13 protein-coding genes are annotated in these 16,204 nt (G+C 74.2%); 10 read left to right on the top strand and 3 right to left on the bottom strand.

Annotated elements, in window-relative coordinates:
* Positions 1–2,337, bottom strand: a complete 2,337-nt coding sequence (locus AB0R04_RS23290; protein WP_363374192.1) for a DUF4139 domain-containing protein — start codon at positions 2,335–2,337, stop codon at positions 1–3.
* Between the two features lie 429 nt (positions 2,338–2,766).
* Here AB0R04_RS23290 and AB0R04_RS23285 point away from each other — a divergent pair, with 429 nt between their 5' ends.
* The 4 genes from AB0R04_RS23285 to der all read left to right on the top strand — a co-directional run bounded on the left by AB0R04_RS23285 (position 2,767) and on the right by der (position 7,678).
* Entirely contained in the window at positions 2,767–3,852 is a 1,086-nt protein-coding gene (locus AB0R04_RS23285; RefSeq protein ID WP_363374189.1) for a prephenate dehydrogenase, read from the top strand.
* 106 nt (positions 3,853–3,958) lie between these two features.
* A complete protein-coding gene (locus AB0R04_RS23280; protein WP_363374186.1) occupies positions 3,959–5,053 on the top strand; it encodes a DUF4419 domain-containing protein in 1,095 nt (364 codons plus the stop codon).
* 190 nt (positions 5,054–5,243) lie between these two features.
* On the top strand, positions 5,244–5,957 hold the full coding sequence (gene cmk, locus AB0R04_RS23275; RefSeq protein WP_363374184.1) for a (d)CMP kinase: 714 nt from the start codon (positions 5,244–5,246) through the stop codon (positions 5,955–5,957).
* Positions 5,958–6,223: 266 nt separating this feature from the next.
* Positions 6,224–7,678 carry a ribosome biogenesis GTPase Der gene (gene der, locus AB0R04_RS23270; protein ID WP_363374182.1) on the top strand — a complete coding sequence of 485 codons (1,455 nt, stop codon included), beginning with the start codon at positions 6,224–6,226 and terminating at the stop codon, positions 7,676–7,678.
* A gap of 146 nt (positions 7,679–7,824) precedes the next feature.
* Here der and AB0R04_RS23265 read toward each other — a convergent pair whose 3' ends face one another.
* Positions 7,825–8,589: a hypothetical protein gene (locus AB0R04_RS23265; RefSeq protein ID WP_363374179.1), complete on the bottom strand. Its 765-nt coding sequence runs from the start codon at positions 8,587–8,589 to the stop codon at positions 7,825–7,827.
* Positions 8,590–8,777: 188 nt separating this feature from the next.
* A complete protein-coding gene (locus AB0R04_RS23260; RefSeq protein ID WP_079135943.1) occupies positions 8,778–9,620 on the bottom strand; it encodes a hypothetical protein in 843 nt (280 codons plus the stop codon).
* Between the two features lie 595 nt (positions 9,621–10,215).
* On the opposite strand from AB0R04_RS23260, the gene AB0R04_RS23255 reads away from it, so the two are divergent.
* From AB0R04_RS23255 to AB0R04_RS23230, 6 genes are all read left to right on the top strand, one after another.
* On the top strand, positions 10,216–11,037 hold the full coding sequence (locus tag AB0R04_RS23255; protein WP_363374176.1) for a transglycosylase family protein: 822 nt from the start codon (positions 10,216–10,218) through the stop codon (positions 11,035–11,037).
* A 324-nt stretch (positions 11,038–11,361) separates the two neighbouring features.
* The gene (locus AB0R04_RS23250; protein WP_363374174.1) at positions 11,362–11,820 is read left to right on the top strand and encodes a transglycosylase family protein; all 459 of its coding nucleotides are present in this window, start codon (positions 11,362–11,364) and stop codon (positions 11,818–11,820) included.
* 70 nt (positions 11,821–11,890) lie between these two features.
* Positions 11,891–12,598 (top strand): alpha-ketoglutarate-dependent dioxygenase AlkB, encoded by a 708-nt coding sequence (locus tag AB0R04_RS23245; protein WP_363374229.1) that lies wholly within the window; start codon positions 11,891–11,893, stop codon positions 12,596–12,598.
* Between the two features lie 220 nt (positions 12,599–12,818).
* On the top strand, positions 12,819–13,685 hold the full coding sequence (locus AB0R04_RS23240; protein ID WP_063349667.1) for an acyl-CoA thioesterase II: 867 nt from the start codon (positions 12,819–12,821) through the stop codon (positions 13,683–13,685).
* 182 nt (positions 13,686–13,867) lie between these two features.
* On the top strand, positions 13,868–14,659 hold the full coding sequence (locus AB0R04_RS23235; protein ID WP_363374172.1) for a DUF1684 domain-containing protein: 792 nt from the start codon (positions 13,868–13,870) through the stop codon (positions 14,657–14,659).
* A gap of 239 nt (positions 14,660–14,898) precedes the next feature.
* Positions 14,899–16,095: an MFS transporter gene (locus tag AB0R04_RS23230; protein ID WP_363374227.1), complete on the top strand. Its 1,197-nt coding sequence runs from the start codon at positions 14,899–14,901 to the stop codon at positions 16,093–16,095.
* Positions 16,096–16,204: the final 109 nt, after the last annotated feature.

Genomic DNA, 16,204 nt, shown 5'->3' with positions numbered 1-16,204 from the left:
TCAGTTCCTCCGGTTTCCACCGACGATGGCCTTTCCGGCCGGGATCTTGATCTGGTAGCCGCCGTCCAGCTCGGTGCGGCCGCCGGGCGGCAGCTCGACCCGCCAGAGCCGGGTGCTGGGCGGGCAGTCCGGCGTGGAGACCGCCGGGGCCTGCCAGTCGGCCCGCTCCTCGATCCGGATCTCGGCGTCGGAGGTGACCGGCACGCGCTCGCGGACCTCCACGGTGACGGTGCGGCCGAGCCGGTTCGCCAGCTGGACGTGCACCCGGTGGTCGAGCACGGTGCTGCTGCTCAGCATGCCCGCGGTGGACTCGTGCAGCTCGGTGCGGCGCGCCACCTCGATGCTCTCGGTGACCCCGATGCCCAGGCTCCGCAGCCCGCCCGGGGCGAGGGTGGGCAGGGCGGCGGTGAGCAGGAACTCGTCGTCGACGGTGACCTCGACCGGGCCGGCCAGCACGGCGCGGTCGGTCCGGTTGGCGAGCACCAGGGTGGCGTACACCTTCTCCTCGACGGCGGGGACGGTGACGTACTCCGGGCGGACGGACACCGGGATCTCGTCGATCGTGACGGTGTGCCAGGTGCCGTCGGACGGGATGTCGGCGGGGGCGGTGGAGTCGAAGCGGTGGTCGAAGGAGCCCGCCGACTCGCGGGGCGGGACGGCGTGCCGGGGGAGCGCCAGGTGGCGTACCCGCTCGCCGCCGGTGCCGCCCGGGATCATCGCCGCCGGCCCGTAGTGGTCGGCCTGGTCGGCTTGCTCGGCCTGGGGGCGCAGGGTGCCGCGGTGGGTGGCGGGTGCGTCGGGGCCGGCCAGGACGAGGCCGGGGTAGTCGAGCAGGGAGGCGTCCGGGGCGAAGCCGGTGCCGGGGGCCTCGGTGCCGCCGCCGCTTCGGCGGGAGCGGCGGGCGAGCGGGTACAGGTCCGGCGGGGGTGCGCCGCCCGGTGCCACGGGGGCGGGCGGCGGCGCGGAGGCCTGGGGCATCGAGGCTTGGTACATCGAGGCTTGCGGCAGGGGGGCTTGGGGCATCGGGGCGGCGGCGGGCGCACCACCGTATCCGGCGAAGCCGCCCGGGGCGGGCGGGGGTGCTGGGACGGGTTCGTCGATGTCCAGGGTGCCGCCGCGCCCGGCGGGGGCGGCCAGCCGGGCGGCGTCGGCCACGAGGCCGGCGTCGGCAGGCCGGGGACCGGCGGGCCGGGCGCCGCCGAGGCGGTTGAGCCGGGCGGCGGATCCGTACGGGCCGGGGGCCGAGGCGGCGAGCGGGGCCTTGTGGCGCGGGGTCGGGCGGGCTCCGGCGCCGGCGTCGTCGTAGCCGGTGAAGAGGTCGGCCAGGCCGGCCGGGGGCTCGCGCCAGCCGGACGGCGGCGGGGCGGGCTGGCTGCGGCCGATCCGCAGCGAGCGGAGCCGGGGCAGGTCGGTGCGGCGGTCGAGGTCGGCGGTGGAGAGGGCGAGCCGGACGCCGGTCCAGTCCTCGCCGGTCTGCTGGGCGACGGAGGCGCGCAGGACGAGCCGGCCGGTGTCGGCGCCGTGGCGGTAGGAGAGGCGGTAGGCGGGCACCCAGCGGGCGGCGGGGACGCCGTACTCCAGCTCGATGTCGAGCCGGGCGGGGGGCTCCTCGGGTTCCGGGGCGGGTTCCGGGGCGGGCTGTGCGGTGAGTGCCGAGGCCGGTGCGGTGGTGAGGGTGAGCAGGACGGTGGCGGCGGTCCCGACCGGGTGGGCGGGGCCGGCGGTGGACGCGCGGTCCAGTCGGTCGGCGGCCAACTCGCGCTCGTGGTCAGCGAGTTCAACCTCCCGGGTGAGCTCCTCGGCGCGCTGCTGGAGCCGGGTCAGGCGCTCGTCGACGAAGTCGGCCAGCTCCAGCCAGGCGTCGGCGGGCGTCCGCCGCAGCGGCTCCTCGCGCCGTCGCTGCGGCGGTACGGCGCGCAGGGCGGAGGTCTCGGCGATCGCGGTCAGGACCAGTCGGCGGCGCTCGTTGAGTGCGCCCTGGCGCTCCATGGCCTCGTCCAACTCGCGGCGGAGCCGTGGGAGTTCGGCCGGCTCGTGGAACTCGGCGAGCAGCTCCAGCCGGGCCTCGGTGACCGCCGTCCCGCTCGGGCCGTCGAGCACCCGGGCGCGCAGCGAGCGGCCGTCCAGGGAGGAGGGCAGGCCGGTCAGCCGCAGCCGGCCGTCGGCCGGGAGCGGGACGCTGGCCCGGCGGCGGCACACCGCGCCCTCGGCGTAGACCACGACGGAGTCCAGGACCGACGGGTGGGCGGGGACGGCGGGGGGCTTCGGGGGCCCGGCCTCGCTGACGTGTCGGGCCTCGCCGTTCTGCTGATCGTCGCCGCTGTGCTGATCGTCCATGCGCAACCCCTTCGTTCGCGTGCCGTGTTCCGCGTGTCGCCCGCGCCGTGCCCGGGCGGCCAGTCTGCCCCGCTTCGGTGCGGGCGTCGCCGGATTTCGCGGGGTGCGGCGTGTGTGCCCGTCGGCGGGTCTGGCGGGTCTGGCGCGTTCGTGGTGCCTGTGGTGCCCGCCGTGCCCGGCGTGCGTCCGCATGGTGTGGGACGGGGGCGGGGCCGCCGTGGTTGCCCAACGGGTGGGCGGTGGGGGCGTGGGTGGGGCGGATGCGAGAGGATGGGGCGCGGGTGCTCCCGGCCCGTGCCGGGGCGCCGACCGGACCGAGAACCGCGAAGTCCCGCGAGGCCGGGCAACCCGGGAGACCCAGCACACGAAGCTCAGAACGCGAAGCCCAGAACGCGAAGCCCGAGAATTCGAGAAGGAGCGCGACCCGCCATGCGCACTGCCGTCGTCGTCGGTACCGGACTGATCGGCACCTCCGCCGCGCTCGCCCTGGCCGGCCGCGGGCTGACCGTCCATCTGGAGGACGCCGACCCGGACGCCGCCCGGACCGCCGCCTCCCTCGGCGCCGGCATCACCGAGCCGGCCGACGGCCCGGTCGACCTGGCGATCATCGCCGTGCCGCCCGCCCTCGTCGGCAAGGTGCTCGCCGACTGCCAGCGCCGCAACCTGGCCCGCTGGTACACCGACGTCGCCAGCGTCAAGGCCGGCCCGCGCATCGAGGTCGCCGCGCTCGGCTGCGACACCGTCCACTACATCGGCAGCCACCCGATGGCCGGCCGCGAGCGCTCCGGCCCGCTGGCCGCCCGCGCCGACCTGTTCGAGGGCCGCCCCTGGGTGCTCACCCCCACCGACGACACCGACACGGAAACCCTCAACGCCGCCCTGGAACTGGTCGCGCTCTGCGGTGCGATGCCGATCGTGATGGACGCGGCCGCGCACGACCGGGCCGTCGCCCTGGTCTCGCACGCCCCGCAGCTGGTGTCCTCGCTGGTCGCCGCCCGGCTGGAGCACGCCGACGAGACCGCCATAAGGCTCTCCGGGCAGGGCGTTCGGGACGTCACCAGGATCGCCGCCTCCAACCCCGGCATGTGGGTCGACATCCTCTCCGCCAACGCCGGCGCGGTCGCCGACATCCTGGAGGAGGTCGCCTCCGACCTCGGGGAGACCGTCACCGCGCTGCGCGCCCTGGACGCCCCCGAGGAGGGCGAGCGCCGGGCGGGCGCGGCCGGGATCGAGGCGGTCATGCGGCGCGGCAACACCGGCCAGGCCCGCATCCCCGGCAAGCACGGCGCGCCGCCCACCCGGTACGAGACGGTGGCCGTGGTGCTCGGTGACCAGCCCGGCGAGCTGGGCCGGCTGTTCGGCGAGGTCGGCGCGGCCGGGGTCAACATCGAGGACGTCATCATCGAGCACTCGACCGGCCAGCAGGTGGGCTTCGTCCAGCTGTCGGTGGCGCCAGGGGCGGTCAAGCCGCTCACGGTGGCGCTGCGGGCGAGCGGGTGGAGCGTCCGGGACTGATCGGGCTGCGGGGGCCGGTCGGCTTCCGGGACTTCGGGTGAGGGGTTCGGCCGAGCGGTTCGGTTGAGGGCTTCGGGTGAGGGGTTCGGTTGAGGGGGGAGCAGGGGTGATCATCGAGTTGCCGCTGGGCGAGACCCGGCACGGGTCCTACGGCCGGCCGGTGGACCTGGGGAACGAGCGGTTCCTGCGGGCGGTGGTGGGTGGGGACTTCCGGATCCACCACCGCAGCGTCGAAGCGCTGGTCGAACTGCCCCGGCCGACGCCGCCGGACCCGGAGCCCGCCGAGCCGGAGCCGACCTGCAGCCTGCTGGTGCGGGCGGTCCACGCCGCCTTCGCGGAGCACCTGCCGCTCAGCCTGTCGCCGGACGTGCTCTGGTACGCGGTGGTGCACGAGGTGGCCGTGCACGCGCGGATGTACGCGCCGAGGTACCGGGCGCTGTTCGGCGGCGCCGAGGGGCGCCGGGAAGCGATCGTGGTCCGCGACGACACCCTGGCGGCGCCCGGGCCGGACTGGTCGCGGTCGATCCGGCTGGTGCGGGAGCCGCTGGCGGCGGCGGTCGGGGCCGAGCTGGTGGAGCTGTTCCAGCCGGCGTTCTCGACGACCACGGCCGACGACGCCTCCTGCGCGCTGGTGGCGCTGATGGACGTGGTCAGCCCCTACTACGCCTTCCGCTGGGAGACCCGCTGCGGCATCCCGCGGATCCGGCTGGAGGGCACGGCCGAGGACTGGGCGCTGCTGGTGGCGCGGGTCGCCGGGCTGGCGGAGCGCTTCGACTGGCTGGCGCCGTGGTTCGCCGAACTGCGCCCGGTGCTCGACGAGATCGCGGCGACCGCGGCGGGCGGGGCGGTCGACGACGAGTTCTGGCGCTCGCTCTTCAAGTGGCGGTCGATGTCCGGCGGCCCACGGGTGACCGGCTGGCTCACCGCCTTCCTCGCGCACACCCAGACCCCCGACGGGCCACGGCTGCGCCAGTCCTTCGGCTGGCGGGAGGCGGACGCCAACCCGTACCACCGGGACTCCTTTGCGGTGAACGACTTCCCCTCGCACGTCTCCAAGGTGCCGTTCGTCTGGGACCTCCTCGGCCGCGAGATCCCGATGGCCTTCACCGCCGGCATCCTCGGCATCGAGTGGGACGGGGAGTACCTGCGGCCCCGGCTGGGCAACGCCGTCCTGCAGGTCCTGGGCCCCGACCAGGGCTGACACCGGCGCTGACACCGGCGCTGACACCGGCGCTGATACCGGGGCCGAGGGGGGCTGGCAGGGGGCTGGTACTGGGCTGATCGGGTGGCGGAGTGGGTAGGGCGGCGGTCCATTAACCTTGAGGGAGACAATCCCCTGCCGTCTGCCTCCCCAGGCCCCGGCTTTCACGCCCAGAGAGAGGTTCGGCCCCGTGGACACTGCCGACCGAGCGCACGCCCCGGTCGTCGTCGCGATCGACGGACCCTCCGGTTCGGGCAAGTCGACCGTCTCGCGGGCGGTGGCGGCCCGGCTGGGCCTGAGCTTCCTGGACACCGGCGCCATGTACCGGGCGATGACCTGGTGGATGCTGGCCAACGACGTCGACGTGGCCGACCCGGAGGCGGTGGCCGTCGCGTGCGGCAAGCCGGTGATCGTGTCGGGCACGGACGCGGACGGTCCCACCATCACGGTGGACGGCCAGGACGTCTCCGGACCGATCCGCGGCCCCGAGGTGACGGCGCAGGTCAGCGCCGTTTCCGCGGTGCCGGCGGTGCGGTCCCGGCTGGTGGAGCTGCAGCGCGGCTGCGCCGAGGTCGCCGAGCGCGGCATCGTCGCCGAGGGCCGGGACATGGGGACGGTGGTGTTCCCGAACGCCACCGTCAAGGTGTTCCTGACCGCCTCCGAGCAGGCCCGGGCCGAGCGCCGGGCGGCCGAGCTGCGCGCCAAGGGCGTCGACGAGGCGACCATCACCGCGATGGCCGCCGACCTCGCCCGCCGGGACGCCGCCGACTCCTCCCGGAAGACGGCCCCGCTGGCCCAGGCCGCGGACGCCGTCCTGGTGGACACCAGCGAGCTCACCCTGGAGCAGGTGATCGACCGGATCGCCGCGCTGGTGGAGGAGCGGGCCGGGATGTCGTCGGTCTGAATGGACGGACAGGTCCGAACGAACGGACAGGTCTGGACGGCCGGGCCGGTCTGAGGACCGGATCGGCCGGAATGATCGGGTCGGCCCGACGGCCACAATGGCCTGGACGACCGGAATGGTCTGAACAACCGGAATGGCCGGAACGGCCGAATGAGCTGCGGTGCCGCCGAGGTGCCGCGGAGACAACCATCGCGCTGCCCCGAGCGGGGCAGGTACGCACGGCGCGCCCCTGGGAAGGGCCGCGCCGGGAAACGGAACAGACGAACATGACCGCAGAGCACTCCGACACCGGCCACGGTGAACTGGACGCCGCCGACTACGCCGAGTTCATGGCCATCGCCGCCGAGGAAGGCTTCGACGTCGACGGCGTGGACGGCTTCGACGGCGCCGAGCACGTACCGCTGCCGGTGCTGGCCGTCGTCGGCCGCCCGAACGTCGGCAAGTCGACCCTGGTGAACCGCATCATCGGCCGCCGTGAGGCCGTCGTCGAGGACAAGCCGGGCGTCACCCGCGACCGGGTCACCTACGAGGCCAGCTGGAACGGCCGCCGCTTCAAGGTCGTCGACACCGGCGGCTGGGAGATCGACGTCCTCGGCCTCGACGCGATGGTGGCCGCGCAGGCCGAGCTCGGCATCGAGCAGGCCGACGCGGTGCTGTTCGTGGTCGACGCCACCGTCGGCGCCACCGACACCGACGAAGCCCTGATCAAGCTCATCCGCCGGGCCGGCAAGCCGACCGTGCTGTGCGCCAACAAGGTCGACGGCCCGTCCACCGAGGCCGAGGCCGCCTACCTGTGGTCGCTGGGCCTGGGCGAGCCGCACCCCGTCTCCGCGCTGCACGGCCGCGGCTCGGGCGACCTGCTCGACGCCGTCATGGACGCGCTGCCCGAGGCCCCGCCGCAGACCTTCGGCGACGCCGCCCCCGGCGGCCCGCGTCGCATCGCGCTGATCGGCCGCCCGAACGTCGGCAAGTCCAGCCTGCTGAACAAGGTCGCCGGCGAGGAGCGGGTGGTCGTCAACGAGCTGGCCGGCACCACCCGCGACCCGGTCGACGAGATGATCGAACTCGCTGGCAAGACCTGGAAGTTCGTCGACACCGCCGGCATCCGCCGCCGGGTCCACCTGACCGCCGGCTCCGACTTCTACGCCTCGCTGCGCACCTCCGCCGCGCTGGAGAAGGCCGAGGTCGCGGTCGTCCTGGTCGACGCCAGCGAGACCCTCGCCGAGCAGGACACCCGGATCATCTCGATGGCCGTCGAGGCCGGGCGCGCCGTCGTCATCGCCTACAACAAGTGGGACCAGATGGACGAGGAGCGCCGCTTCTACCTGGAGCGCGAGATCGAGCGCGACCTCGTCCAGGTGCAGTGGGCCCCCCGGGTCAACGTCTCGGCCAAGACCGGCCGGCACATGGAGAGGCTCGTCCCGGCGATCGAGACCGCGCTGGAGGGCTGGGAGACCCGTATCCCGACCGCGCGGCTGAACGCCTTCCTCGGCGAGCTGGTGGCCGCCCACCCGCACCCGATCCGCGGTGGCAAGCAGCCGCGCGTCCTGTTCGGCACCCAGGCGGGCATCCGTCCGCCGCGGTTCGTGCTGTTCGCCTCGGGTTTCCTGGAGGCCGGCTACCGGCGCTTCATCGAGCGCCGGCTGCGTGAGGAGTTCGGCTTCGTCGGGACGCCGATCTCGATCTCGGTGCGGGTCCGGGAGAAGCGCAAGCGGAAGTAGGACGTCGTGACCCACCGGCAGTAGTCGGTGGGTGCCGGCAGCAGGTGTGGGCGAGGGCCCCGTCACGGTGGTGGCGGGGCCCTCGTCGTGTGTACGGGGCCGTGCGGGGTCGTGCGGGTCGTGTGAGTGGTGCGCAGGCGGGCGGTTCAGTGGTGGTCGCCGTTGCGGCCCGGGGGGAGGGAGAGCATCTGGCGGTGGCGTCCGCCGGTGGGCGCGGCGGTGGCGACGCCGGTGGCGGTGCCCATCGCCGGGGCGGGGGCCGGGGGCGGCGCGGGCATCGAGTGCGGGATCGGGCCGAGGTAGCCGGCGGCCACCCAGCCCTGGCCGTTGGTGAACTGGGGCGGCGGGGGCGGGGTGTGCTGAGGGGCGGTGGCCGCCGGGGCGGCCTGGCCGAAGCCGTCGCTGGTCGGGGCGGCGGGCTCGGAGTGGGGGTGCGGCTGAGGCTGAGGGGCGCTGTGGCCGGTGTGGCCCATCGCGCTGTGGTGGGTGTGGCCGGTGGTGCTGTGGTGGGTTTGGCCGGTGTGGCCAGTGTGGCTGGTGGCGCCATGGCCGGAGTGGCCGGTGGCGTGCCCTGCGGAGTGGCCGTGCTGCTGGTTCGGCATGAACTGCGGCAGGCCGGGCGGCTGCCCCCCGTAGCTGTGGAAGGCCTGGTGCTGGGGCGGGTACGGGCGCGGTTCGCCGAGCACCGGGTAGCCGTCGCGGACCGCGAAGCCGGTGAACTTCAGGTCCTCCTCGCCCGAGCGGTCGCCCGGGAGCGCGCGGAACAGCCGCCGGTACTCGGAGTACAGCTCGTCGTAGATCGGCGTCGTCGAGTGCGGGTGCTCCGCGTCGTACGACGGGCGCATGCCGGGGATCGAGCGGGGGGCGGTGGTGGACCGGCCGGGGGACGCGGAGACGTCGTAGCTGTACACACAGGGGCCAACGAGTGAGGGGTCATGGGGATGCGGGGTGCCGGGGACCGGCCGGAAGGCGGCTTGTGCTGAGGGAGAGGCCGCCTTCCGGCGGGTGCTCCGGAGGGTGCGGAGCCGGGGCGCGGAGCCCGGGCGTGGAGCCCGGGTGCCGACGGGTCGGGCGCGGTTGGGGCTGGGGGCTGAGGGGCTCAGGTGCCGGCGAGGGGGAGGGAGGCGGCGACCACCTGGCCCAGTGCCACCGCCCGCTCCAGCGCCTGGCGGAGCAGGTCCTCGCGCGGCTGACGGCCCACCATCCCGGCCGGGACGGCGTACATGGTGACCTCGGAGAGCTGACTCGCGGCCATCCGCCAGGCGTCGGTGACCTGGAGCGGCTGGTGCGCCTGCCACCAGCCGGTGCTGCCGCCGGCGGCAGCGGGCTGCAGGATCGCGTGCAGCTTGCCCATCGCCACCAGGACCGACCAGCCGCCCAGTTGGTCCGGGGTCTCGTCGAGGTCGGTGATGGCCTGGAAGCCGGCGTCCTGGAGCAGGTCGAGGAACTCGTCCTCGCCCGAGGTGCTGCCGGGGCGCCCGACCGGGCCGGTCGGCTCGACGACCAGCGAGGCGTGCCCGACCTTGCCGTGCAGCACCAGTCCGCAGGTGATGCCGAGGATGGCGGCCTGGCCCGGCGCGCTGGGCTGGGCGGTGGGGGCGGTCGCCGGGGTCGGCGCGGGAATGGGCACCAGCGGGTGCGCGGGCGCGGCCGGGGCGCCGGTCTGGGCCTGGCTGATGCTGCGGACGGCGCCGACCAACTGCTCCTCGGCCACCGGCACCACCTGGGACGGGATGCAGCGGGCGTGGGCGAAGGCGAGTACGGCGGTCTCCTCGCCGACGAACAGGACGGTGCTGGTGGGCTCCGCGTGGGTGTCGCCGGAGGTGCGGCAGGAGGTGCATTCGTAGCTGTCGGGTGCGCGGTCGCCGCCGAGGAGGCGGTCCGCCTCGTCGTCGCCGATCTCGGACCGGACCTCGTCGCTGACGTCGAGCATGCGCGGCACAGGTTCTCCTCTGGTGGGTGCGGTTGGCGGTCGGGGGCGGATACGGGGAGGTCGCCATGACCAACGGGCCCTTGTGTCAGGCGTCACGGGTGGTCCACGAGGCTGACGGGAATTGCCTCTGATCCGACCGCGCCGCGTGTTCTCGTGGTCGCAATGTGTCGATGTCGGTGGCAGGCCTGCCGGAATGAAACAGTGAGGTGAGTCACGCCACCGTGATGTTTGATCTACGAATCGACGGCTAAAACGGGCATTTCGGGCAAGATTGTGCGGGTACTACCGCCGGTAACCCTTGGCTGAGCTGGGCAGACCGGTGGAGTTTTGGTTTCCCCGCCGACCGGCTCGTAGCTTCATTGGCGGCGCAACGAGCGCCACCCGGGTTCACCCCCGACGCACCGCCCCTCCGGCTCCCCGCCGGATGCGGCAGGTGCCCGCCGACGCGATCGCTCGAAAAGGTCGCCGGTGAGCGGCTGGGTGGCCGGGGCGGCAAGCGGCACGTCCGACACGTGCACGGTCGCCCGACGGACGCGGCAAGTGAACGCGGCCCTCTCCAGGGCCTGGTTCCGCATGCCCGCCCGGGGCTTTCGAGAGGAACCCCATGACCTTCCGTCACGAGACCGCCGCTGCCACCACCTCCACGGCCACCAAGCGCAACCGCGTCCGGATGGCTGTCGTGGCGGGCGCCGCTGTCGCGGCCCTGCCGGTGGCCGGCCTCGTCACGGCCACCTCGGCCTCCGCCGCCTCCGTCTCCACCTGGGACTCCGTCGCCCAGTGCGAGAGCGGCGGCAACTGGGCCATCAACACCGGCAACGGTTTCTACGGCGGACTGCAGTTCACCTCCAGCACCTGGGCCGCCTTCGGCGGCACCGCCTACGCCTCGCAGGCCAACCAGGCCACCAAGGCGCAGCAGATCGCCGTCGCCGAGAAGGTCCTCGCCTCGCAGGGCCCGGGCGCCTGGCCCGTGTGCTCCGTCAAGGCCGGCCTGACCAAGGGCGGCACCCCGGCCGCCGTCGACACCTCGGCCGGTTCGACCGCCAGCTCGACTGCCGGTTCGACCGCCGCCAAGCCGGCTGCCCCGGCCGCCAAGCCGGCGCAGACCCAGGCTCCGAAGGCCGCCGCTGCGCCGAAGGCCGATGTCGCGCCGAAGGCCGCTGCCCCGAAGGCCGCCGCTGCGCCGAAGGCTGACGTCGCGCCGAAGGCCGCGCCGAAGAACGACGCCGCCGAGGGCGCCAAGGGCCGGACCAGCTCGAACGACGCCAAGCCGGCCAAGGGCGACAGCTACACCGTCAAGTCCGGTGACACCCTGAGCTCGATCGCCGCCGCGCAGGGCCTGGACTGGCACGACCTGTACAAGAACAACGCCAAGGTCATCGGTGGCAACCCCGACCTGATCCTCCCGGGCCAGACCCTGAGCACCTGAGCACCTGAGCACCTGGGCCTCTGGGCAACTGAGTGTCTGAGCGTTTGACACCGGCTCTCCGGGGTCTGTCGCCTGATGTCGGCTGTCCGACGTCCCCGGCCTGAGGTCGGTTCAGCGGGCCTCCCGGCCCCGGCGGTGTGTTGACACCACGGCCGCTTCTCCGCTGCGCGGGGGAGCGGCCGTTGGCGTTTCCGGTGCTTCCGGTGTTCCCGGCGTTTCTGGCGTGTTCGGCGCGTTCGGAGTGTCGTTGGGGAGGGCCGTGAGGCGACCAGCCTAGGGTCGGCTGCTGTGCCACCTCCCTGTGACGAGCGTATGTGTCGGGTCGTGCTTCGACTGGGCATCGCCGTGGTGCTGCTGGCGGGGGTGGCGGCGATCCCCTGGGAGCGGGCCGGTGCGACGGTCCGGGTCGCGGACGTCGTGTGGGACGGCCTCGCCGAGTGCGAGAGCGGCGGCGACTGGCAGGCCGACACCGGCAACGGCTACTACGGCGGCCTGCAGATCTGGCTGCCCACCTGGGAGGTCGCCGGCGGCTTGCGCTTCGCCGACCGGCCGGACCACGCGAGCCGCCGGGAGCAGACGACCGTCGGCGAGGAGATCCTCCGACGGCAGGGCTGGGAGGCGTGGCCGGACTGCGCGCGGGAGCTGGGGCTGATCGGCGGATCGCCGACTCCCGGTGGCGGTCCGACCTCCGGCGGCAGCCCGACCCCCGGTAGCGGTTCGGCCCCCGGTGGCGATCCGGGCTCCGGAAGTGGCCCGGGCTCCCGAGGCCGGCCGGGTTTCTGAGGCCGGCCGGGCTTCGGCCGTGGCGGTGCGGGAGGATGGTGAGGTGATCCAGGGCGAACTGTTCGGTGACCTGCCCGGTGCCGTCCCGGGCGGCCGGTCGGGGTCCGCTGCCGCGCGCGGGCGCGCCGAGCCCGCCCCCGGTGCCGTCCTCCTCCCCGGCTGGCTGGACGCCGATGCCCAACTGCGTCTGGTGGCCGCCTGCCGGGAGTGGGCCCGCCCACCGGCCGGCCTGCACGCGGTGCGGATGCCCACCGGCGGGATGATGTCCGTACGGATGGTCAGCCTCGGATGGCACTGGTATCCGTACGGTTATCGGAGGGACGCGGAGGACGGCACGCCCGTCAAGCCGTTCCCGCCCGAACTCGACCGCCTCGCCCGCCGGGCCGTCGCCGACGCCTACGGGAGGGACGCCCGGCAGATCGCCGGCGCCGCGTCGTACGAACCCGACATCGCGATCGTCAACCACTACCCGCACGGCGCGAAGATGGGCCTCCACCAGGACCGCGACGAGCGGACCGACGCGCCCGTGGTCTCACTCTCGCTCGGCGACGCCTGTGTGTTCCGGCTCGGGAACACCGAGACCCGGACCCGCCCGTGGACCGATCTGGAACTGCGCAGCGGTGACCTGCTGGTGTTCGGCGGCCCGGCCCGGTTCGCGTACCACGGCGTGGTGCGCACGCTGCCCGGCACGGCGGATCCGGCGCTGGGTCTGGTCGGTCGGCTCAACATCACCGTGCGGCAGTCGGGGCTGGCGGCGGGGGAGACGGGGGAGACCTGAGTCCGGGTGGGCGTTCGTCCGTCCGCCTGGTGACCGCTCTTCCGCTCTTCCCCTCCTGCTCGCTTACTCGTTCGAGTGAATCGGCTCCTTCGGCCCGGTGAGCGGGAATGACCCCGGTCGCCGGAGAATTCCAGTGGGTTGGAGAATTCGATCAGGACGGGCGCCGGAGCCGGGCGGAAGACCTCCGCCGGGGCCGTGGGCCTGGAGAGGAAGCGCACGCATGGGTACCCCCGTCGACGACCTTGTCGACCTGCTCGACCTGGAGCAGATCGAACTGAACATCTTCCGCGGGCGCAGCCCCGAGGAGGCGCTGCAGCGGACGTTCGGCGGCCAGGTCGCCGGGCAGGCGCTGGTCGCGGCCGGGCGCACGGTGGACGGCGACCGCCCGGTCCACTCGCTGCACGCCTACTTCCTGCGCCCCGGGGTGCCCGGCGTGCCGATCGTCTACCAGGTCGACCGGATCCGCGACGGCCGCTCCTTCACCACGCGCCGGGTGCTCGCCATCCAGGGCGGCCGGTCGATCTTCGCCCTCACCGCCGACTTCCACCGCCCCGAAGAGGGCGGCATCGAGCACCAGCACCCCATACCGGACGTCCCCGCGCCCGAGGACCTGCCCAGCGCGCTGGAGGAGGTCGGTTCCCGGCTCGGCGAACTCCCCCCGTTCATCAGCCGCCGCCAGCCCTTCGACATCCGCTACGTCGACCGGCTGCGCTGGACGAAGGAGGAGCTGGCCGGGGTCGAGGCGCGCAGCGGCGTCTGGCTGCGGACGGACGGCCCGCTGCCGGACGACCCGCTGATCCACGTCTGTGCCCTCACCTACGCCAGCGACATGACGCTGCTCGACGCCGTCCGCGCCCCCGTCGAGCCGCTCTGGGGCACCCGGCACTTCGACATGGCCTCGCTCGACCACGCGATGTGGTTCCACCGCCCGTTCCGTACGGACGACTGGCTGCTGTACCAGCAGGAGTCCCCGATCGCCCACGGCGGGCGCGGCCTCGCGCGCGGGCAGATCTTCGACCGGAGCGGGCGGCTGGTGGTGTCGGTGGTGCAGGAGGGGCTGTTCCGGCCGCTGGGCGCCGGCAGCTGACGGGGGTGGGCGTCGTGTCCGTGGTGTTGCCGTCGTGACGCCGTGTTGCCGCCCTGTGGCCGCCCTGTGGCGGTTCCGGCGGGCGGGAATGATCCGTCCGGGTGCGCGGCGTTGTGGTGGGTGACCGAGGTGGACGGCCCGAACAGCGGGCCGCCCGAGGACCGCAGTGGGAGGGTGTACCGATGACGGCGACGGCCGCGGAGGACTGGAAGCACTGGAGTGACGGCCGGGCGGCGTCGGTGAGCGCGCCACACGGCCAGCTCGCACTCACCGGCACGCACTGGTTGGAGCCCGGACCCGTCGAGGTCGTCGGCCTGCCCGGGCGCTGGTGGGCCGACGCCGAGGGCGTCCGGGTCCGGGCGGCGGCCGCGGACGGCATCACCGTCGGCGGCGCCGACGGGCCGGTCGACGGCGAGGCGCTGCTCCGTCCCGACACCGATCCGGCCGCCGACACCGCCACCCTCGGCGACGTCCTGCTCGTCCCGATCGAGCGTGAGGGCGAGCTCGCCCTGCGGGTCTTCGACCCGGCTGCGCCGCGCCGGACGGCCTTCGCGGGCATCTCCGCCTACCCGTACTCGCCGGAGTGGGCCGTCCCCGCCGTCTTCACCCCGTTCGAGGAGGACGGCGCCCAGTCCGTGCTCGTCCCCAACGCGGACGGCAAGGAGCGCCCGCTCGCCGTCACCGGGCAGATCACCTTCACCGTCGCCGGCGAGCACCGCGCACTGACCGTCAGCCGCTCCGGCGACCGCCTCACCGGCGTCATCGCGGACGCGACCAGCGGCATCGGCACCTACCGCTTCCGCTTCATCACCCTCCCCGCCCCGGACGCGGACGGCCGCACCGTCCTCGACCTCAACCGGGCCTACCTGCCGCCGTGCGCCTTCGCCGACCACTTCATCTGCCCGTTCCCGCCGCCGGGCAACCGGCTCGACTTCGCGGTGGAGGCAGGGGAGAAGCAGGTCCTGACCAGGTAGGACGGGCCGCTGCCCGGCCCCGGTGCGGGGAGCGGGGAGGCCGGGGCGGACCATGGAGGGTTGTGTCGACCAATCATCCTGCCAATCCCGCCCCGGCGTCCGATCCCGCCCCGACGGCTGCCCCTGCCTCGGCGCCTGCCCCTGTTCCGGCGGAGGAGCCGCCCTCCGACGTCTCCGCTCCGTCGGCCGGAACCGAGACCCTCCCCTGGTACCGGCGGGCCTTCGCCGACCTCAGCCCACTGCGCGACCACCCCGACTACCGCCGGGTCTGGTTCGGGCAGGCGGTCTCCTCCATAGGCCAGCAGATGACGGCCGTCGCCGTCTCCGTCCAGGTCTACGACGAGACCGGCTCCGCCTTCGCGACCGGCCTGGTCGGCCTCTTCTCCTTCTTCCCGATCGTCGCCTTCGGCCTGTACGGCGGCGCGATCGCCGACACCGTCGACCGGCGCAAGCTCGGCCTGATCGGTTCGGCCGGGCTCGCCGCCGTCTCCGCCGTCCTCGCCGTGCAGGCACTGGCCGGCCTCGGCCAGGTCGCCGTCCTCTACGCCGCCGTCGCCGCCCAGGCCGGCTTCTTCGCCCTCAGCTCACCCGCCCGCTCCGCGATGATCCCCCGGCTGGTCCCCAGCCACCAGCTCCCCGCGGCGAACGCGCTGAACACCGTCAGCATGAACCTCGGCCTCACCGTCGGACCCATGCTCGGCGGCGTCCTCATCGGCGCCTACGGCACCCAAGCCGCCTACCTGGTCGACACCGTCGCCTTCGCCGGCACCCTCTACGCGATGTGGCGCCTGCCCGCCATGCGCCCGCTCGGCGACCGCAAGGGCCGCGCCTCCGTCCTCGACGGCCTCCGCTTCCTGCGCGAGCAGCCCAACCTGCGCACCAGCTTCCTCGCCGACCTGGCCGCGATGATCTTCGGCATGCCGCGCGCCCTCTTCCCCGCCATCGCGGTCACCTTCTACGGCGGCGACGCCCGCACCGTCGGCCTCCTGGTCGCCGCCCCCGCCGTCGGCGCCCTCACCGGAGCCCTCTTCTCCGGCTGGGTCGGCCGCATCCACCGCCAGGGCGTCGCCGTCCTCGTCGCCGTCGCCGCCTGGGGCCTCGCCATCGCCGCCTTCGGCGCCCTCCACAACCTCTGGCTCGGCCTCCTCCTGCTCGCGGTCGCCGGCTGCGCCGACACCGTCAGCATGATCTTCCGCAACACGATGATGCAGGTCGCCGCCCCCGACGAGATGCGCGGACGCCTCCAGGGCATCTTCATCGTCGTCGTCGCCGGCGGCCCCCGCCTCGGCGACTTCGAGTCCGGCGCCGTCGCCGCCCTCACCAACCCCGCCACCTCCGTGATCACCGGCGGCCTCGCCTGCGTCGCCGCCGTCGTCCTCCTCGCCGCCCGCCGCCCCGCCTTCCTCACCTACGACGCCCGCCACCCCACCCCCTGACCCGCCCCGCCCCCCAAACCTGGCAGCGAGCACCCCCCGACGTGCTGTATTGTTTTCCACGTCGCCGGGACAACCGGAGACAAGGTCGAGAAGCCCACAGCAAAGCCCC

It is taken from the genome of Kitasatospora sp. NPDC056731, assembly GCF_040687675.1.
GTDB lineage: Bacteria > Actinomycetota > Actinomycetes > Streptomycetales > Streptomycetaceae > Kitasatospora.
The sequence above is the reverse complement of the archived record's forward strand: the minus strand, read 5'-3'. Positions and strand labels throughout refer to the sequence as shown.